The sequence below is a fragment of the Haemophilus parainfluenzae genome (genome assembly GCF_003252725.1).
Lineage (GTDB): Bacteria > Pseudomonadota > Gammaproteobacteria > Enterobacterales > Pasteurellaceae > Haemophilus_D > Haemophilus_D parainfluenzae_L.
In genome coordinates this window covers 318786-339219 of record NZ_QEPO01000002.1, presented here as the reverse complement: position 1 = coordinate 339219, position 20434 = coordinate 318786, and the positions used below count along the sequence as shown (strand labels likewise).

19 protein-coding genes are annotated in these 20434 nt (G+C 39.3%); 1 reads left to right on the top strand and 18 read right to left on the bottom strand.

The genetic code is table 11. The annotated features are described in order from the left end of the window. Positions 1-13 precede the first annotated feature (13 nt). The 4 genes from qseC to DPV85_RS04235 form a co-directional block, all read right to left on the bottom strand. Positions 14-1369, bottom strand: coding sequence for a quorum sensing histidine kinase QseC (gene qseC, locus DPV85_RS04250; RefSeq protein ID WP_111327176.1), 1356 nt, complete (start codon positions 1367-1369; stop codon positions 14-16). After that, positions 1359-2027: a response regulator gene (locus DPV85_RS04245; RefSeq protein ID WP_111327263.1), complete on the bottom strand. Its 669-nt coding sequence runs from the start codon at positions 2025-2027 to the stop codon at positions 1359-1361. Before DPV85_RS04245 ends, qseC begins: the two co-directional genes overlap by 11 nt. Before the next feature lie 75 nt (positions 2028-2102). Continuing rightward, on the bottom strand, positions 2103-2471 hold the full coding sequence (locus tag DPV85_RS04240; protein ID WP_165816480.1) for a YgiW/YdeI family stress tolerance OB fold protein: 369 nt from the start codon (positions 2469-2471) through the stop codon (positions 2103-2105). A gap of 136 nt (positions 2472-2607) precedes the next feature. Next, the gene (locus tag DPV85_RS04235) at positions 2608-3294 is read right to left on the bottom strand and encodes a hypothetical protein (RefSeq protein ID WP_049355676.1); all 687 of its coding nucleotides are present in this window, start codon (positions 3292-3294) and stop codon (positions 2608-2610) included. Positions 3295-3400: 106 nt separating this feature from the next. On the opposite strand from DPV85_RS04235, the gene yfaE reads away from it, so the two are divergent. Continuing rightward, on the top strand, positions 3401-3649 hold the full coding sequence (gene yfaE, locus DPV85_RS04230; protein ID WP_111327174.1) for a class I ribonucleotide reductase maintenance protein YfaE: 249 nt from the start codon (positions 3401-3403) through the stop codon (positions 3647-3649). 344 nt (positions 3650-3993) lie between these two features. Here the strand turns inward: yfaE and dapB are convergent, their stop codons facing one another. From dapB to glnS, 14 genes are all read right to left on the bottom strand, one after another. Then, the gene (dapB, locus tag DPV85_RS04220) at positions 3994-4806 is read right to left on the bottom strand and encodes a 4-hydroxy-tetrahydrodipicolinate reductase (protein WP_111327172.1); all 813 of its coding nucleotides are present in this window, start codon (positions 4804-4806) and stop codon (positions 3994-3996) included. Between the two features lie 17 nt (positions 4807-4823). Beyond that, the gene (locus DPV85_RS04215) at positions 4824-5450 is read right to left on the bottom strand and encodes a LysE family transporter (RefSeq protein WP_111327171.1); all 627 of its coding nucleotides are present in this window, start codon (positions 5448-5450) and stop codon (positions 4824-4826) included. Next, on the bottom strand, positions 5444-5938 hold the full coding sequence (locus tag DPV85_RS04210; RefSeq protein WP_165816474.1) for a phosphatidylglycerophosphatase A family protein: 495 nt from the start codon (positions 5936-5938) through the stop codon (positions 5444-5446). Before DPV85_RS04210 ends, DPV85_RS04215 begins: the two co-directional genes overlap by 7 nt. Continuing rightward, a complete protein-coding gene (gene thiL, locus DPV85_RS04205) occupies positions 5938-6918 on the bottom strand; it encodes a thiamine-phosphate kinase (RefSeq protein ID WP_111327169.1) in 981 nt (326 codons plus the stop codon). The genes DPV85_RS04210 and thiL overlap by 1 nt, the downstream gene beginning before the upstream one ends. A gap of 57 nt (positions 6919-6975) precedes the next feature. Next, on the bottom strand, positions 6976-7413 hold the full coding sequence (gene nusB, locus DPV85_RS04200; protein WP_070775395.1) for a transcription antitermination factor NusB: 438 nt from the start codon (positions 7411-7413) through the stop codon (positions 6976-6978). A 5-nt stretch (positions 7414-7418) separates the two neighbouring features. After that, positions 7419-7892 carry a 6,7-dimethyl-8-ribityllumazine synthase gene (gene ribH, locus DPV85_RS04195; protein WP_005695997.1) on the bottom strand — a complete coding sequence of 158 codons (474 nt, stop codon included), beginning with the start codon at positions 7890-7892 and terminating at the stop codon, positions 7419-7421. A gap of 105 nt (positions 7893-7997) precedes the next feature. After that, positions 7998-10463, bottom strand: a complete 2466-nt coding sequence (locus DPV85_RS04190; protein WP_111327168.1) for a glycogen/starch/alpha-glucan phosphorylase — start codon at positions 10461-10463, stop codon at positions 7998-8000. Between the two features lie 114 nt (positions 10464-10577). Beyond that, positions 10578-12017 (bottom strand): glycogen synthase GlgA, encoded by a 1440-nt coding sequence (gene glgA / locus DPV85_RS04185; RefSeq protein WP_111327167.1) that lies wholly within the window; start codon positions 12015-12017, stop codon positions 10578-10580. Positions 12018-12107: 90 nt separating this feature from the next. Next, positions 12108-13406, bottom strand: coding sequence for a glucose-1-phosphate adenylyltransferase (gene glgC, locus DPV85_RS04180; RefSeq protein WP_111315297.1), 1299 nt, complete (start codon positions 13404-13406; stop codon positions 12108-12110). Then, on the bottom strand, positions 13396-15414 hold the full coding sequence (gene glgX / locus DPV85_RS04175; protein WP_111327166.1) for a glycogen debranching protein GlgX: 2019 nt from the start codon (positions 15412-15414) through the stop codon (positions 13396-13398). Before glgX ends, glgC begins: the two co-directional genes overlap by 11 nt. 17 nt (positions 15415-15431) lie before the next feature. Continuing rightward, on the bottom strand, positions 15432-17621 hold the full coding sequence (glgB, locus tag DPV85_RS04170; protein WP_111327165.1) for a 1,4-alpha-glucan branching protein GlgB: 2190 nt from the start codon (positions 17619-17621) through the stop codon (positions 15432-15434). A 34-nt stretch (positions 17622-17655) separates the two neighbouring features. Continuing rightward, complete coding sequence (locus DPV85_RS04165; protein WP_243584644.1) at positions 17656-18042, bottom strand: 4-alpha-glucanotransferase; 387 nt, start codon at positions 18040-18042, stop codon at positions 17656-17658. Positions 18043-18186: 144 nt separating this feature from the next. Next, positions 18187-18627, bottom strand: coding sequence for a YcgN family cysteine cluster protein (locus tag DPV85_RS04160; protein WP_165816473.1), 441 nt, complete (start codon positions 18625-18627; stop codon positions 18187-18189). Between the two features lie 66 nt (positions 18628-18693). Continuing rightward, positions 18694-20367: a glutamine--tRNA ligase gene (glnS, locus tag DPV85_RS04155; RefSeq protein WP_111327162.1), complete on the bottom strand. Its 1674-nt coding sequence runs from the start codon at positions 20365-20367 to the stop codon at positions 18694-18696. Positions 20368-20434: the final 67 nt, after the last annotated feature.

Below are 20434 nucleotides of genomic sequence, written 5' to 3'. Positions count from 1 at the left end.
TAAACGCCCTTTTTTATAACTCAATGATAGCTCGTAAACCTTGAATTTGCCCGTTAGATTCAATGTTTTCTAATCGGAAACGATAGTGATGCAATTCCGCTATTCTTGCCACAATAGACAATCCAAGCCCACTTCCCTTTTCATTTTGTCCTGCAGGACGATAAAAACGCTGCCCTAATTTTGCTAATTCTTCTGGCGCAACACCACCGCCATTATCTTCAATAAGAATTTTACGAGACTGTAAAATTACTCGAACCTGAGTGCCTTGAGGACAATATTTAATCGCATTATCCAACAAGTTTCTCAACATTTGCGCAAGTAATAATGGCTGCCCTTGCTTAACTGTAGGATCTCCCTGATGCTCAAACTGCAATTCGATTTGGCGTTGCTGTGCAGTGAAATATAACTCACCGATAAGTGAAGTTATAATTTCTGACCAATGAATAGGCTCCTGATGATTTAATTCTTTAAGATTATCTAATCGAGAAAGCATAAGAAGCTGTTCAATTAATTGGGTTGCTCGGTCGATACCTTGGGTTAAATGCGCTAAGGCCATTTCACGAGTTTGTGCATCATCGCCTGCCAACTGTGCGACTTCCGTTTGAATGCGCAATGCGGCCAATGGGCTACGTAATTCATGTGCTGCATCAGAAACAAAACGGCGCTCCCGTTCCAACTGCTCACTGGTACGTGTGAAAAATTGATTTAAGTTTTGGACTAACGGTAGAATCTCTGTTGGCACATCATTGGTTTCTAATAATGATACATCACCTGGTCGTCGAGCTTGTACGTTTCGACTCAATCGATTAATTGGTTTTAATGCACGATAAATCACAATAAAAGCGACCAATAATAGTATTGGTAATCCAGCAAACCAAATCCCTGTTTGGCTGAAGACCATTTTATTGACCAACTCTTCGCGGTATTCCAATTCTTGTCCCACCGCAATGACAAGTTCACCGTTACCGACAGGTTGCCAATAAATCAGCCATTCGTCGTCATCATCTAAAATATGTTCTTTACTAAAACCCGTCTTATTTTGAAAAATAAATTTGTCGCCATTATCGCCATCGGTTAATAGCCTTTCGCCTTTGTTAGAAAATATAGCAAAGGCTAAAGCATCATTATCATAATGACGTTTCTGTGGTTTAAATCCACCACGTGGAAAGTTAGCATTTTCATCTAATAAGACATTTTTCAAATCAGACGTCGCTAAACGCTCAGCAAAAAGCACTTGTTGTGCATTAAACACATCTTTAGCTTCTTTTTTGACGACCGTCCATGCGACAACCGTGGCAATGCACCACACGCAAAGTGCGGTCACAATTAAACCGATTAAGAGACGAAAACTCAGTCGTTTATTTTTCATTAACTTGTCCTAAAGCATAGCCTACGCCATGTACAGTACGAATAAATTGTTTACCTAGTTTTTGACGTAAATTATAAATATGTACGTCCAATGCACCGCTACTTAATTCTTCATCCCAATTTGATAGTTTTTCTTCAATGGTCGCACGTGAAAGCACTCGTTCTTTATTCAGCATAAAAAGCTCGAGTAATTTATATTCACGTCCAGTTAATGTAATTTCATCCTCATTCAACCAAGCCTTACGCTGAGCAGGATCGAGTTTGACACTGCCATGCTCAATCTGAGGTTTAACTTGCCCATAACGACGACGAATTAATGCCTGCAATCGCACCACCACTTCAGCCAAGGCAAAGGGTTTGCAAAGATAATCATCGGCACCTTGTTGAATGCCTTTAATGCGTTCATCCAATGTATCACGCGCAGTTAAAATCAATACAGGCACATCTTGATTATTTGAACGCCATTGTTTTAATACATCCAAACCATCCAGTTTAGGCAGGGTTAAATCCAATACCACCGCATCATAAGGCGCGCCGATTAAGGCATTTAATCCACTTTGACCATCGGTAAACCAATCTACAATAAAGCCTGATTTCGTTAAACCAATTTGCAGACCATTGCCGATGAGAGCATCATCTTCTACTAATAAAACTCGCATAATATTGACCGCACTTTTCTCTTTTTCAAAACGAAAAAATGGCGGGCTTTTGCCCACCACTTCAAATTATATGAATTATTGCGCTTTTTCAACGCTAATGACTTCAAGCTCTGCTTTTTCAAAAGCTTCATTATCTAATTTACCGTAAACGCGGATTTTATCCTGAGGTCCCACATTTAAACCATTCCAAACGCGCTTTTTAATTTCCAATTTGATTTGGTCTGTGCCATCAGTGAAAACGTATTCATCACCGTCAATTTGTTGAGTGATGTTACCTACTAAGGTAATCATAGAATTATCTTTCGCAGATAATGCTTGTTTAACAGTAAGTTGTTGACCTTGATCACCACCTTGGAAGCCACCTTGTGCAGTGTTGCCATTAAAACCAGCAAATGCTGCTGAAGTAGATAAAGCTAAAAGGGTTGCTAAAGCAAATTTTTTCATCATGTTCTCCTAAATAGAATTAAGCATAAATTAATCATGTTTCAAAGCGAAGGATTATCCTCATTGCCGCCTTGTTGATGCTTATTAAACACAACAAATCTTAATGAAATCTTAAGCAACCTTAAGATTTTTAAAATTACCAACAAAATCGTTCATTAACTAAGTTATCTTGGCGTTCTTTTTCCCATTTCGCTTTATTTTCAGGATTAGCAAAATAACGGTCTTGCTCAACTAAACGTGCATCAAGTTTTGCTTCTGCTTCTTTTAACGCTTGTTTTCTATCTGGATGCTTGCTTGGTAATTGAGGTAAAAACACCGCCTGATACGGATGATTTTTAGCCCAGTCAATCGCATCTTGCGCCGCTTTGTGTTGCTTGTTCAAATCACAGAACGCATATGGATTAACATGCTGTCCCACTAATTGCCCAAATGCTGTGTTATTCGATACTGTTAATTTATCTAAATCCAACACATATAACGCGGTGATTAAACGGTTTTGTCCACGATAAAACCATTTTACCGCTTCATCACGCAAGCCAAAATCATAAGCACGAGCAGAAAGTGCAAACATTGTCATCGGAGAAACAAAATCCACTTTTTTCTCAATAATATTGACCGCACTTTCAAAATCTTTTTGTGTATTTTTCAGTAATAACGCATCAATATCTTTGTTCACATTAATCTGTTCAAGTCGCCCATCTCTGGCATCGTAATAAGGCTTTACATACATATCAATATGCTTAACCGGCTCTTTTGAAATGGTGCTACAAGCCGTTAATAAAAGTGCGGTTGAAATCCACGTTAATTTTAAAAAGGTTCGCATGCTCTTCTCTTATGATGAATATTAGCTCGCTATATTACAACAAAAGAGCCGTGAGTTTTACTTCTCTTTCTTCTATAATGAGCAAAATTTTGTTTTATTTTGTTTCATGAAAATCCATCTTATTCAGCGACAAATCACCTTAGATTTCGATAACCAAACTTCTCTGCTTAACTTTTTAGAACAACATCAAATTCACCATGAATATCAATGTCGTTCAGGTTATTGTGGTTCTTGTCGCGTGAAGATCAAAAAAGGCAAGGTATCTTACGCTGAAGCGCCTCTTGCCTTTATTCAACCCAATGAGATTCTGCTGTGTTGTTGTCGGGTGGAAAGTGATATTGAATTGGAACTGTAATTCATTAAAACTTAACGAACTCTGCCCGTATGCAATTTTACTATTTTTTAGGTGCCATTAAATAACTAAAAAATATAATTACAAAAAATATAAATACTGAAGGTTTAAAAGTGTCTTCAAAGATAAACCTGTAGTTTATATTAGGTGCATCTAAAACAATTCCAGTAACTATAATCGCTATAGATATACCCAAATAAATAGCTAAAAAAGCAATAAGTAAGGAGAAAATACTCTTCATCTTTTTCCTGTTTAAGTCAAAGATTCATCATGTAAAAACATAACGATCCACACATAACATGTACGGTTCGTTATTTAATCAGTGAATTAAAAATCCTATCTACTCTTTATAAATTATTCAAATCCAACACATCTGTCATATCAAACAATCCGTGAGATTGTTTTTCTAACCATTTACCTGCGCGCACTGCGCCATTGGCAAAAGTCATACGGCTTGATGCTTTATGAGCAATTTCAACGCGCTCACCGATATCGGCAAACCAGACACTATGTTCCCCCACTACATCAGAAGCACGAATGGTAGAGAAACCAATTTCATCGCGTTTGCGTTCGCCTGTAATGCCTTCACGACAAAATACGCCATGTGTTTTCAAATCACGCCCAAGGGTTTTCGCAATGTGTTCACCCATAGAAAGTGCGGTACCCGATGGTGCATCCACTTTGTGGCGATGGTGCGCTTCAATGATTTCGATATCGCAATAATCGCCCATCACTTTAGCGGCTTTTTCTAATAGTTTAAACACCAAATTCACCCCCACGCTAAAGTTTGAGGCAAATACAATGGCAATTTTTTCTGATGCAGCTTGAATTGTGGCTTTACCTGCATCATCAAAACCTGTAGTACCAATTACCATCTTTTTGTTATGAGCAACACAAAATGCGATATGCTCAAGCGTGCCTTCCGGACGCGTGAAATCAATCAGCAAATCAAAGTTGTCTTTTTCTGCATTTAAATCATCTGATACTTTGATACCTAATGTACCAATACCTGCAAGCTCACCGGCATCTGCCCCTACCAAAGAGGAGCCTTTACGCTCAAAAGCAGCGCCTAATTCTGTTCCTTCTGCATTATGTACGGCTTGAATTAATTGACGCCCCATTCTTCCGCCAGCACCGGCGATCGCAATTTTTAATGTCATGTTTTGTCCTTTTTTAATCAAATTAAAGCGTGTTGAACGCCACTATAAATTAAATATATTCCGAAGAAAATAAAAATCAGCCCAGCGGCATTATCAATATAGCGACTATATTGGCTATAAAACTGTCTTGCAACAGAACGTGAGAAAAGCACCGAAATGATGTAGAAATATAAAAAGGTTTCTACGGTAATCACAGCAAGTGCGGTCAAAATTTGTGATGTTTCGGTAATATTCACTAAAACCAATGACATCACACTGCTGAAGTAAATCACCACTTTAGCATTAGATAAATTGACTAATAAGCCTTTCATAATGCTTTTTAAAGTCGATTGATTTGATGTATTTGCATTCTGCTTTTCATCAAAGACCGCATTGGTTTTTACTTTTGCCATTTTAATGCCGAGATAAACTAAATACGATCCGCCAAGCATCATCACAATGCCTTGAATAATTGGCATCGTAGCAAAAATAATGGCAAGTCCTAAAACGGCAGCCGTAGCCCAGATTAATACACCAATGGTAATCCCAATCACGCCACCAATGGCTTCGCGGCGAGAGCTCATGGCAGAAATTCGGCTGACATAGAAAAAATCTGGGCCAGGCGAAAGTAAACCAACAAGATGAATAATCATCAAATTTAGCATGGTAAGCCTACAATGCGTAATATCACGATCACGATAACAGCATAGATTGCCGCTAAAACGTCATCCACCATAATCCCAAAACCGCTTTCCAGTTTTTGATCAAAATAACGGATAGGATAAGGTTTTAAGATATCGAAGAAACGGAAAAGTACAAAGGCAATGACAATCCAAGGCAAGGATAAAGTTGGAATTGCGGCTAACACGATAAATACCCCAACAAATTCATCCCAAACAATGGAGCCGTGATCATGAACGCCCATATCATCTGCAGTTTTTTGACATAGATAACAGCCAAGCGCAAAGCAAAGTGCGGTCAAAATTAAGAAGATTTTTAGTCCAAGACAAGCTAATAATGCCGAACCTAAAATCGTTCCAGCTAAACTTCCCCATGTACCCGGTGCTGGACGAATTAATCCGGAACCAAAACCTAATGCAAGTAAATGCACTGGATTTTTTAAGCTGACTCTATCAAGTGGTGAACTATTCATTATTTATCCTTAAAATGATCGAAACCAGACGGCGCTTGATAATTGATTACTTGCCCATCTTTTAAAAAAGTAATCTGATTGCTATTTTGCGGAACAATTTTTCCGATACAGGTACAAGGTACATTTAATAATTGGGACAACTTTTCAATCTCGGCCTTTTTATTTGCAGGAACCGTAAAGCAAAGCTCATAATCTTCCCCACCACTTAATGCAAATGCTTCTGCTTTTTCTAAGCTATATGTTTTTTTGAGTGAGGTAGATAAAGGCAAGGAAGATAATTCAATCTCTGCAGAACATTGGCTTCTCGTTAAAATATGCCCGAAATCGGCAACAAGACCATCTGAAATATCAATGCATGAATGCGCGACATCTACTAAGGCTTGGCCTAATTCAACGTGTGGCGTCGGATGAAAATGGCGTTTTACTAAAAATTCAGTATCAAAATCGACCGCACTTTTACCTTGTAAGATCCAATTTAAACCCGCCGCACTATCACCTAACGTGCCCGATACATAAATTAAATCACCAACCTTCGCATTATGTCGGAATAAAGCCTTTCCTTTTGGTACGAAACCTTGTGCCGTAATGGTTATAGAAAGTGGACCTTTCGTTGTATCGCCACCAATTAATGTTACATCATATTGATTTAATGTATCAAACAGACTTTGACTAAAGTGGCTCAGCCAGTTTTCATCAACTTCAGGTAATGTGAGTGCAAGAGAAATCCAAGCGGGTTTAGCGCCCATAGCAGCTAAATCACTTAGATTTGTCGCGATAGCCTTATACGCTAAATCTTGGGGAGAAATGGAAAATAAAAAATGCGTGCCCTCGACCATTGTATCAGTGGTAATAGCAAGCTGATAGCCTTCTGGAATATGGGTGATCGCACAATCATCCCCAATACTGAAATCAACAAAGTGTTGATTGCCTTTTTGTATTGATAAATATCGCTCTATAAGATCAAATTCACCCGTACTCATTTTATCTTTGCACTCAAAAACAAAGGGCAGACATTTGTCTACCCTACATTTGAATAATTATTTGCGACCTAATGCAGGAGCGACTTTATCCAATACACCGTTAATGTATTTATGGCTTTCATCTGCACCAAACACTTTCGCCACCTCAATTGCCTCGTTAATCGCCACTTTATACGGCACATCAGGCTCAAATTGAAGTTCATAAACCGCTAAGCGTAAAATAGCTCTTTCAATCGGATCTAATTCATCTAATGCGCGATCTAAATAATGGCTCATTGAGAAATCAACAGCTTCTACATTCGCAACGGTTTGACGGAAAAGGCGGCTAAAATAAGGTTTATCCACACCTTTTAAATCTTGATCCACCACAAAAGTGAGTTCTACTTGTTCTGGTGCGTTACCAGAGAGCGCCCAAGAATATAATGCTTGGACTGCACATTCTCTCGCTCTACGACGTGGCGATACTTTTTTTACAGGTTCTTTTTTCTCTGTCATTGGAATTATGCCGCATCAATTTGTTGTAAAAGGTTCACCATTTCAAGTGCAGTTAATGCAGCTTCTGCACCTTTATTACCTGCTTTAGTACCTGCACGCTCGATAGCTTGTTCAATGTTTTCAGTTGTTAAAACACCGAATGCTACTGGGATTTCAGCTTGCATTGCCACTTGACCTAAACCGCTGCTTGCTTCGCCAGCCACATATTCAAAGTGAGCGGTACCACCACGGATTACTGTACCCAATGCCACAATTGCATCAAATTTTTTGCTTTCAGCTAAACGACGTGCTACTAATGGAAGTTCATACGCACCTGGTGCACGAACGATTGTGATATTCTCATCTTTCACTTGGCCGATACGTTTTAATGCATCTACCGCACCTTCTAATAAACTTTCATTAATAAAACTGTTAAAACGAGCAATCACCACTGCGATTTTAGCATTTGGTGCAGCTACCGCACCTTCTAAAACTTTCATACTTTTTCCTAATCTGAATGAACAATAAATTTGACGGTGGATTTTAGCATAAAAAGAAACCCTGTGGAAATAATCCGACAGGGTTTTCTATGAGTGGACAAGAACTTACTTCTCGAGTTTTAACGGTTCAATTTTCCAGATATTTTTCGCATATTCAAGAATCGTACGGTCTGATGAGAAGAAGCCCATATTCACCATATTTTGAATGGTACTTGCTATCCATGCATCACGATCTTGATATTTTTTATCTACCGCTTTTTGCGCTTCCACATAACTGCGGAAATCAGCAAAGGATTGATAATAATCGTGGTATTGTAAACCTTGAATTAGAGAATGATAACGGTTCGGTTCTTCCGGTGAGAAATCACCACGAATGATTTGGTCAATGACTTCACGTAACTGCTCGTCATGTTGATAATAATCAAACGGACGATAACCTTCGCGACGTAATGCTTCCACTTGTTCAACCGTATTACCAAAGATAAAGATATGATCCTTACCAACGTTATCTAAAATCTCAACGTTCGCACCATCAAGTGTACCCAATGTTAACGCACCATTTAAGGCAAATTTCATGTTACTGGTACCTGATGCTTCTGTTCCTGCAAGAGAGATTTGCTCAGAAATATCTGCTGCTGGAATGATTAATTGTGCAAGACTTACGCTATAATTCGGGATAAATACAACTTTTAAACGACCTTTTAAGCGCTCATCGTTATTGATGACATTCGCGACATCGTTAATTAAACGAATCGTTTGTTTTGCTGCATAGTAAGCTGAAGCTGCTTTACCCGCTAAAATAAATACGCGAGGCTGCCAATCTTTTTCTGGGTGAGCCAACATTTCGTTATAACGAGCAATAATGTGTAACACATTAAGCATTTGACGTTTGTATTCGTGAATACGTTTTACTTGAACGTCAAATAATGCGTGTGGATCTAAATCGATGTTAAGTGTTTTCTTCACATATTCTGCTAATTTCACTTTGTTATCGTATTTGATATCTGCGACAGCACGCTTAAATTCACCTTTATCTGCAAACGCTTTAAGTTTTTCAATTTGGCTTAAATCGCAACGCCATTCAGAACCAATGTATTGATCAAATAAAGCCGCTAATTTCGGGTTCGCTACTGCAAGCCAACGACGTGGTGTAATACCATTTGTCACATTGGTGAAACGTTCTGGATAGATACGCGCAAAATCAGCAAAGGTTGAAGAAACCATGAGATCTGAGTGGATTGCTGCTACACCGTTTACTTTATGAGAACCGACAACAGATAACCAGCCCATGCGAACTTTACGTTGATGTCCTTCCTCGATAAGCGATACACGACGGATAAATTCCATATCGGTAGTGACATAAGTTTTCACATACTCAAGGAAATGATCATTGATTTCAAAAATCATTTGTAAGTGACGAGGTAAGATTTTCGCCATCATTTCTACTGGCCAGGTTTCTAATGCTTCTGACATTAAAGTATGGCAAGTGTAAGAGAAGATACGACGAGTCACATCCCAAGCGTTTTGCCATGAGTAACCGTGTAAATCGATTAAAATACGCATCAACTCAGGAATGGCTAATGCAGGGTGGGTATCATTTAAGTGAATCGCCACTTTATCTGCTAAATTATCTAACGTGCCATGTGTTCTTAAATGGCGACGAAGAATATCTTGTAAAGAAGCTGATACTAAGAAGTATTCTTGACGTAAACGTAATTCACGACCATTCCAGGTAGAATCATCCGGATAAAGGACACGAGAAAGGTTTTGGTTAGCTGAACGCGTTGCAACTGCTGCTAAGTGATCACCACGGTTAAACTCGGCTAAATCAAACACCTCACCACCATGAGCAGACCATAAACGCAACGTTGATGCTGAATCATTTTTATAGCCAGGAATCATTTGGTCGTATGCAAGTGCGGTCACTTTTTCAGCTGGATTCCAAATACATTTTTTGCCTTCAAAATAAATATGACCACCAAAATCAATACTGAAACGTTTTGATGGACGCATAAATTCCCAAGGTGCACCTTTTTCTAACCAATCATCAGGGCGCTCAACCTGTTGGCCATTTTCAATTTTTTGACGGAACATACCGTATTCATAACGAATACCGTAACCCATTGCTGGAATCGCTAACGTTGCAAGTGAGTCCATAAAACAAGCAGCAAGACGACCTAAACCACCATTACCTAAACCAGGATCCACTTCTTTTTCAATAATCTCTTCTAAATCAACATTTAATTCAGCCAAGGCTTTTTGTGCCACATCATAAATGCCTTCTGCAATCATCGCATTAGAAAGTGTACGGCCGATTAAGAATTCCATGGAAAGGTAATAAACACGGCGAGTTTCTTCTGCACGAGATTGACGAGCGGTGGTAATCCAGCCTTCAGTCACTAAATCACGCACTGCATGAAGCGTCGCATTTAGCCAGTCGCGTTGACTCGCCTCTTTTGGTGAACGACCAATTAAGAAAATTAATTTATAAACAATTGCTTTTTTCACGCCTTCAACATCAAGACTTGGTCGATTGTAGAGAAATGGCGAATCAAAATTGTCCATGATCATAGAAAATAAAACCTCAATAAAAAAATCGCGCAAATTTTAAGCTTTTTTACGAAAAAAACAACAAAAATCCCCCTTCAAAGGCGATTATTTTGAAGAGGGAGTCAATCCATTGAATTATTGGTTTAAAATGCTTAAATAAAGCTGCTCATATTGAGCGGCGGCATTTTTCCAACTAAAGTCCTGTGCCATGGCGTTATTACGAACCATTGCCCAAACACGTTGTTTTTGCCACAACGCAAAGGCGTGTTGGATAGCACTTCGTAAATCATCTGCTTCAGCTTTTTGGAATACAAAGCCTGTTGCAGTACGCTCTTTAATGGTTTCGCTTGTACTGTTTGTCACTGTATCCGCTAATCCCCCAGTCGCTCGAACAAGCGGCAATGTGCCATATTGCAAGCCATATAATTGGGTTAATCCACAAGGTTCAAAACGGCTTGGAACTAAAATGACATCACCGCCCGCAACCATTAAATGTGAAAGTGCTTCATCATAGCCAATTTTTACTGCAATATGTTCTGGGTAACGTTGTGCTAATTGGCAAATTCCCTCTTCTAAATGTTTAGCACCGGAACCAAGAATCGCTAATTGACCACCTTGTTTAACAATTTCATCCGCTGTCGCAATCAGTAAATCCACGCCTTTTTGTTCTGTTAAGCGAGTCACCATCACAAATAAGAGTGCATCTGGCTGTTGTGGTAAATTGAAATAAGCTTGTAAATCGGCTTTATTTTTTTTCTTACCTGCGATAGATTTCAATTTATAGTGGTGCTGAATATATGCATCACAGCTTGGATGCCAAATTTCTTGATCCACACCATTTAAAATCCCCACCAACTTACCGGCTTCACGTAAGCCTGTTAACAAGCCTTGCAAGCCATAAGCAAAGTCTGGTGTGGTAATTTCTTTTGCATAAGTAGGGCTCACTGCTGTGACCATATCAGAATAATAGAGCCCTGCTTTTAAATACGAAATTTGGCCAAATAATTCTAAACCATCAACATGGAACATGCCTTCTGGTAATCCAATTTCATGCAAATGGCGATGAGCAAATTGTCCTTGATAAGCCAAGTTATGAATCGTAAATACTGATTTTGCAGGGCGACCTTTATTGAAGAGATAAGCTGCCGCTAAACCTGCATGCCAATCATGAGCATGAACCACTTCTGCTCGCCACCAACTGTCTAAGCCTGTCGCAAGTTCTGCGCCCACCCAGCCTAATAAAGCAAAACGCTTATAGTTATCAGCATAATCATTGTAATCGGTATCATGATAAGGATTTCCTTCTCGCCAATAGAGATGTGGCGCATCAATCAAATAAATCCCCACGCCATTGTATTCGCCATAACGTAACACAACATGACCTGCAAAATTATCAAATTCTGTGACGACATGCGTGTTCTCAATGCCCGCAGAAATTTTTGGATAAGCCGGTAACAAAATACGTGTATCAATACCAATTTCTTTTTGTGCAAAAGGTAACGCCCCTAAAACATCGGCAAGTCCACCGGTTTTGAGTAAGGGATATAGCTCCGAGCAAACATGTAAAACTCTCATAATTTTCCTTTTATACTTAAAATTGTGCTGTCATTGATAACAGCACAATCTTTTTAGTTCATTAAAAATACTGTCAAAATTGACCGCACTTTAATCCAAATGTTCTTCATTAGTGACTTCTTCGCCTTGCAATTTTTTCAACATTGCTGATGTAACAAGTACAACCTTGCCGGTAGAACTTACACGGAAACGTTTACTATCTAGGGCTTTATCCACACCAATTTCCATACCATCTGGAATAATACAATGGCGATCAATAATACAATCTTTCAACGTACAATTTTTACCAATGTGTACTTGCGGTAACACGACGCAGTGATCAACAGAGGAGTCTTCATCAATTTTGATTTTATCAAACAACACAGAATTACTAATAGATGCATCGGTAATCACACAGCCACCACCGATAAGCGAGTTATCTACCGGTTTGACATTCGCTTTTTTATAGAAGAATTTAGACGGATAAGCCTGTACTGGATTACCACGAATTGGCCAGCTTTGATCGTAAATATCTAATTGTGGATTTTCTGAAACCAAATCGATATTAGATTGCCAGAAGCTATCAAGCGTACCCACATCACGCCAGTAAATCTCACCTTCAGTATTTCTGCCCATGCAAGAACGGCTGAATGGATGTGCATAAAGCACGCCTTCTTCCAAGCATTTTGGCAAGACATCTTTACCAAAGTCATGAGATGTGCAAGGTGTATTCACTTCTCTATCAAGCATTTTATAGAGATACTCTGCATCAAAGACATAAATCCCCATTGATGCTAATGAAATGTCTGGTTTACCAACCATCGCTGGTGGATCTTTTGGTTTCTCAACGAAGGCTTTAACTTTAAGATTTTCGTTTACTGCCATCACACCAAATTCACTCGCTTCAGAACGTGGTACTTCAATACAACCTACTGTACATTTTGCTCCACTTCTCACGTGATCCATCAACATGACACTGTAATCTTGTTTATAAATATGGTCACCTGCAAGAATCAAAATGTATTTGGGACGATAGTGATTACGGATAATCGCCATATTTTGATATACCGCATCCGCTGTACCACGGTACCATGTAGAATCATCAATTTGTTGACGAGCAGGTAGCATATCAACGAATTCACCACGCTCTTGTGGTAAGAATGACCAACCTGTTTGTAAATGGCGTAATAAAGAGTGAGCGGCATACTGGGTTACGACGCCAATACGATTCAAGCCTGAGTTTATACAGTTGGAAAGCGCAAAATCAATAATGCGACGATTACCGCCAAAATATAACGCAGGCTTAGCACGTTTATCTGTTAATTCATGTAAACGGGAACCACGACCACCAGCCAAAATAAGCACTAAAGTATCTTTAACTAATTCATATTTATTAAGATCACTTTTCATAACACACTCCATAGTTTTCATCATCCATATGTTCCAACACTTCAAATGCTATACCGCTCACATCACATTGTTGAATCATGCTATTTTCAGTTTCGGCAATCTTTTTCCATTTCCCCTTTGGCAAATAAAAAGATTGCGCTTCAGTTTTTGCATTAATTAAGAAAAGGTAGCGACCATCCAACATCACTTGTAAGGCTTTTCTTTCCCGATTATGCCAATCGTCTAGGGTCATCGGGCTTCCACCACAATTCAACCACGCGACATTTTCATCCGACCACCAAGCGTCCTGCTGCAAACTTTGAATTTTTTTTCGTAATGCAATGGTTTGCTTGGTGAAGTCAAATAAGGTTTGGTTAAAATCATCCCACTTTAACCACGTAATTTCGTTATCTTGGCAATAAGCATTGTTATTGCCATATTGGCTGTTGCCGAACTCATCTCCGGCAAGCAGCATAGGTACACCATTTGCCAGTAATAAAGAGCCTAATAAGCCTTTTTCTGATAAAACACGGTTATTTTCAACCGCACTTTGCCATTCATCTGCTAAATCCAGTTGAGAACCTTCAATTCCATGATTGTAGCTATAGTTTTCATTCCGTCCATCACGGTTCTCTTCACCGTTAGCTTCATTATGTTTATGGTTATAGCTCACTAAATCTCGCAACGTAAAACCATCATGGGCAGTAATAAAGTTCAAGCTACCATACGGTAAGCGTCCTTCTCGTTTAAAAATATCGCTAGAGCCAGCAAAACGCTCTGCAAAGGCGCCCACTTCACCACTTTGCCATAACCAAAAACGACACATATCATCACGGAAACGATCATTCCATTGAGAGAAATAAGCGGGGAAATATCCGACTTGGTAGCCGTAATGACCAATATCCCAAGGCTCTGCAATTAATTTAATTTGTTGTAGAACGTCATCCTGTTCCATTTCTGCAAACAATTGTGCATTTGGATTAAAATCAGGTGTTTCACGACCAAGCACTGTGGCTAAATCAAAACGGAAACCATCTACATGACATTCTGTCACCCAATAACGTAAGCAATCTAATATCCATTTTCGAGTGACATCATTGGCAAGATTGAGCATGTTGCCGCAGCCTGTCCAGTTAATATAATCACCATGCTCGTTTTGCCAGTAATAGGTTTTGTCATCAATACCACGCTGACAAAATGTTGGGAACGTTTTTTCAGATTCAGCCGTATGGTTAAATACGACATCTAAAATCACTTCAATGCCCGCTTGATGCAAGGCTTTCACCATGCTCTTAAACTCGTTCAAAGGCTGTTTTTGATCAGCTGCGTAGCTCGGTTCTAAAGCAAACATGGCTAATGGGTTGTAGCCCCAATAATTACGTAATCCTTTTTCTTGCAAATGTGGTTCATCAATGAAGAAATTCACTGGAAGCAATTCAAGGCTGGTAATACCCAATGATTTAAAATAAGCAATATTTTCAGAGTGTGCTAAAGCCGCATAAGTCCCCCGAATATTTTCTGGAATACGTGAGTTTAATTGGCTAAATCCTTTAACATTCAGTTCATACACAATGGTTTGAGCCCAAGGAATAGACGGCTTACAATCCCCTGACCAATCAAAACGCTCATCCACAACACGACCTTTAGGCGCAACTGATGCATTATCTCGTTCATCATTTAACAAGAAAATTGAGCGGGCTTCTGGTGAACTTAAATCTGGTTTATGAGTGACCGCTTTCGCATAAGGATCAAGCATTAACTTTTGCGAATTGGCTAAAGTGCGGTCATTTTTGCCTGTGATTCTAAAAGCATACTCATCATTCAGCTCAACGCCCTTAATTGCTACATGCCAAATATCATTGGTTCTGCTCATAGCAAAACGGCTTTCTTTGCCATCACGGAACAAGCAAAGTTCAATAGCATCCGCCGCACTAGAAAAAAGTGCAAAATTCGAAATTTTTAGTCCATTTTCCAGCGTTTGCGAATATCCCATTGGGGAAGGTTTGCCATTGTTATAAATACTAAACATCGTGTTCTTCGCTATTGTTATGCTTTATATTTTAAATAGATCGTTGCTAATGGCGGAATGGTCACGCTAATCGAATTGTCACGCCCGTGACTTGCAATCTCTTCGCTTTCTACTAAGCCAAAGTTACCTACGTTTGAACCTTGATAATACATTGAGTCAGTATTCAAAATTTCTTCGTATTCACCCGCTGCATTCACACCGATACGGTAACCTTCACGTGGCACAGGTGTGAAGTTACTGATCACGATAATACGTTCGCCATTACTGCTTTTACGTTCAAAAGCAAAGACTGAATTTTCAGCGTCATCTACGACTAACCAATCAAACCCTTCAGGTTCGCCGTCTAATTCAAAGAGCGGTGCATTGTTTTGATAAACGCCGTTCAAATCTTTAACTAATTGCAATACGCCTTTATGCCATGGACCACCATGATTTTCGTCAAGTAAGAACCAATCCAAACTTTCTTCATAATTCCATTCACGACCTTGAGCAAATTCATTTCCCATGAATAACAATTTCTTGCCTGGATAGCCCCACATATAACCGTAGTAAGCACGCAAGTTAGCGAATTTTTGCCATGCATCGCCCGGCATTTTGCCGAGTAACGAGCATTTGCCGTGTACCACTTCATCGTGAGAAAGTGGCAATACAAAGTTTTCACTGTATTGATAAATCATCCCGAAGGTCATTTTGTCATGATGATAACGACGATAAACTGGATCAAGTTGCATATAACTTAGGGTGTCGTTCATCCAGCCCATGTTCCATTTGAAATTAAATCCAAGCCCGCCATTTTCTGTCGGATGGGTTACGCCACCGAAAGAAGTGGATTCTTCCGCAATAGAAATAGCACCGGTCATTTCTGAATGGATTTTCCAGTTGGTATGTTTTAAGAACTCAATAGCTTCTAAGTTTTCACGACCGCCATATTGATTCGGGATCCATTCCCCTTCAGCACGGCTGTAATCGCGATAAATCATTGACGCTACCGCATCCACACGTATACCATCCACACCAAAGCGTTCTAACCAATACAATGCATTACTGGATAAGAAGTTTTTCACTTCATTACGGCCATAGTTATAAATCAAAGTATTCCAGTCTTGATGATAACCTTCTCGAGGATCTGCATGCTCATATAAGGCTGTACCATCAAATGCTACCAAACCATGAGTATCACTTGGGAAATGTCCTGGTACCCAGTCTAAAATCACATTAATCCCTGCTTTGTGTGCTTTTTCGACTAAGCGTTTAAAGCCTTCAGGTGTACCAAAACGGCTAGTTGGAGAATACAAACCGATCGGTTGATAGCCCCAAGAGCCATCAAATGGGAATTCAGAAATTGGTAAAAACTCAATATGAGTAAAGCCCATGTGTTTTACATAAGGAATAAGCTCATCGGCAATTTGATCGTAATCAAGCCAGAAATTATTTTCTAAATTACGGCGCCATGAGCCCAAATGTACTTCGTAGATAGAAATAGGTTGGTTACGTTGGTTCGCCTTACGACGCTCCTCTGTCATTTCTACCACATCTGGCAACATGCTGATTTCTGACGCAGTATCCGGACGTAATTCAGAGCTAAATGCATAAGGGTCGGCTTTTAAACGAAGGTTGCCATAGCAATCAATTAATTCAAATTTATAGCGTTGACCAAGGCTAGCTTTTGGTAAGAATAATTCCCACACACCACTTGCTGGATGGAAACGCATTGGATGACGGCGACCGTCCCAATAGTTAAAATCACCGACCAACGAAACGCGTTTAGCATTTGGCGCCCATACACGGAAATTTACACCCGGGACACTGTCACATTCAGTAAAATGTGCACCTAATATTTCATAAGGGCGCAATAACGAACCTTCCGCTAATAGCCATTTGTCCAAGTCATTAATCATCGGATGGAAACGGTACGGATCTTCAATAATTTGGGCTTCTGCGCCCCAGTACACTTTTAATTGGTAGGCAAAGAAATGATGAATATCCGGCACAATCGCAGTAAAAAATCCGCGGTCATCCACTTTTTCTAATTCGACAACGATAGATTGATTTTCTTTATCAATCACTTCGACTTTATCTGCATCGGGTAATAAAGCACGAATCTCAATACCATTGTGAGTTTCATGCATGCCTAATACTGCAAAAGGATCGGCATGTTTGCCATCAAAAAATGAATTAATTACTGATTGGGCGACTAATTTCGTCATTACATACTCCTTTATGCTTTCAAGCTTAATTAATTTACAAACGATAGTATTTTCTCGTTTGTTGAGCGACAAAATGCATTAAACGATAATAGATAAAAGACAAAGCAGGCAATAAAAGTGCGGTTGAATATGGAGTTGTTTTTTCAAACTGAATTTGGTTTTGCTCGTCAAGCAATTGATAACGCAAAGAAGCATCAGGAGGAGAAGAAAACGCGATTAAATCATCATGAATAGGTTCATTTTCAAAGGCACATATAACATTTTGGAACGGCTGATTTTGTCCAATATTCGGCGGAAATTGCAACTGCTCGATAAAATAATCAATACGGGTTGGCGATGCATCAACCAAATGCCCATCAATATCATAATGGGAAAACGAAATGCCAAGTTTTTTAGCAGATTGCTTAAGTGATAAGGACATTTGCATACAACGAATGATACATCTATATAATACTTATTAAGTATTATAAGTAAGCACAATTGAAATACAATTGCCAATCTTGCAAATTGTGACCTAAATCAAAAAACAAAGTTTGAAGAGAATAAAAAAACAACGAAATTTAAATTATTCAGTTTCAATGACAAATTCAAACCAATCAATGACATCTTCTTCATGCACGCCATCTGGAATTAAAATGCCTGCATTTTTCACTGAATTAGGATCGCCACTGATTAAGGGATGCCATTCTGGCAAAGGTTTTCCCTCATACAATAAGCGATAAGCACAGGTATTCGGCAACCATCCAAAATCAGGCAAATTATTTTTGGTTAATTTGGTGCAATCACTTTCGATTTTAAAACGCTCAGGATAATTACGACACTTCCCTGTTTCCACATCTAAGAGATTGCAAGCAATGCGTGTGTAATAAAGTTTTTCACGCTTGCCTCGCCCTTGAATGTATTTTCGATAACAGCATTTTCCGCAGCCATCACATAAAGCTTCCCATTCGGGTTCCGTCATTTCAAGGAGCGATTTTTTTTGCCAAAAATGAGATTCAAATTGCATAGTGAAACAAATAAAAAAGTGCGGTCAAAATTTACGTGATTTTTGACCGCACTTTGTTGTTTAGAATTAGAAGCCTTCTTTTAGGCTTACCGTTAAGTTAAACACTAAGTGCTCTGGACGGCTGTCTTTGTTATCCGCACAGAAATAACCTTCGCGTTCAAATTGGTAACCTTTTTCTGGTTCTGCATTTGCAAGGCTTTGTTCTACAAAACCGTGTTTCACCACTAAAGAGGTTGGATTTAACACGCTTTCGATTTCTTCTGCTGCACCTGGATTTGGTACAGTGAAAAGACGCTCGTATAAACGGAACTCCGCTGGGTGATTATGTACTGCAGATACCCAGTGAATTACCCCTTTCACTTTACGACCATCAGCCGGATTTTTACCTAAGGTTTCAGGATCGTAAGTACAGAAGATCGTGGTAATTTCACCATTTGCATCTTTTTCGACACGTTCAGCTTTAATCACGTAGGCGTTACGTAAACGCACTTCTTTACCTAATACTAAGCGTTTATATTGTTTGTTTGCTTCTTCACGGAAGTCTGCACGATCAATATAAAGCTCTTTCGTAAACGGTAATTGGCGTTCACCTAATTCAGGACGATTCGGGTGATTTGGTGCCGTTAAGGTTTCTTCACCTTCAAAGTTTTCAATCACTACGCGAACAGGATCAATCACCGCCATTGCGCGCGGTGCATTTTCATTTAAATCTTCACGAATACAGGCTTCAAGTGCAGAATACTCTACTACGTTATCTTGTTTCGTCACACCGATACGGCGACAGAACTCACGTAATGAAGCCGGTGTATAACCGCGACGACGTAAACCTGAAATCGTTGGCATACGCGGATCGTTCCAACCATCCACAATGCCATCATTCACTAATTTCAATAATTTACGTTTAGATGTTAATGTGCCTTCTAAATTTAAACGAGAGAATTCATATTGATGCGGCAATGGACGTTCAATACTAATATTTTCCAGCACCCAGTCATATAAACGACGGTTGTCTTGGAATTCTAATGTACATAGAGAGTGTGTAATACGCTCAATCGCATCAGAGATACAGTGAGTGAAGTCGTACATTGGGTAAATACACCATTTGTCACCGGTTTGGTGATGGCTCGCAAATTTAATACGATAAAGCACGGGATCACGCATGACCATAAATGGTGAAGCCATGTCGATTTTTGCACGAAGACTTAATGTACCTTCAGCAAATTCGCCATTTTTCATTCTTTCAAATAACGCTAAGTTTTCTTCGACACTACGATCACGATATGGACTGTTTTTACCAGGCTCAGTTAATGTACCGCGATACTCACGCATTTCATCTGGAGAAAGTTCATCCACATACGCTAAACCTTTTTCGATTAACTCAATGGCATAGCCATAAAGTTCATCGAAATAATCAGACGCATAACGCGGTTCGCCTTCCCATTTAAAGCCTAACCATTCTACATCGGCTTTAATGGAATCCACATATTCCACGTCTTCTTTCACCGGATTGGTATCGTCAAAACGTAGGTTACATAAACCGTTATATTCTTTTGCTAACCCAAAGTTTAAGCAAATCGATTTTGCGTGGCCAATATGCAAATAGCCATTTGGCTCAGGCGGGAAGCGAGTATGAACACTTTTGTGTTTACCCGAAGCTAAATCTTCATCAATAATTTGAGTAATGAAATTGTGTGTGCGGGTATTTTCCGCATTTTCTAGAGTGTGTTCTGTATTGCTCATAAATTTCTCAATAAATTGAAAATAATTTCTCCATTCTATACGAAAAGTCTGGCGTTGTGAATTTGAT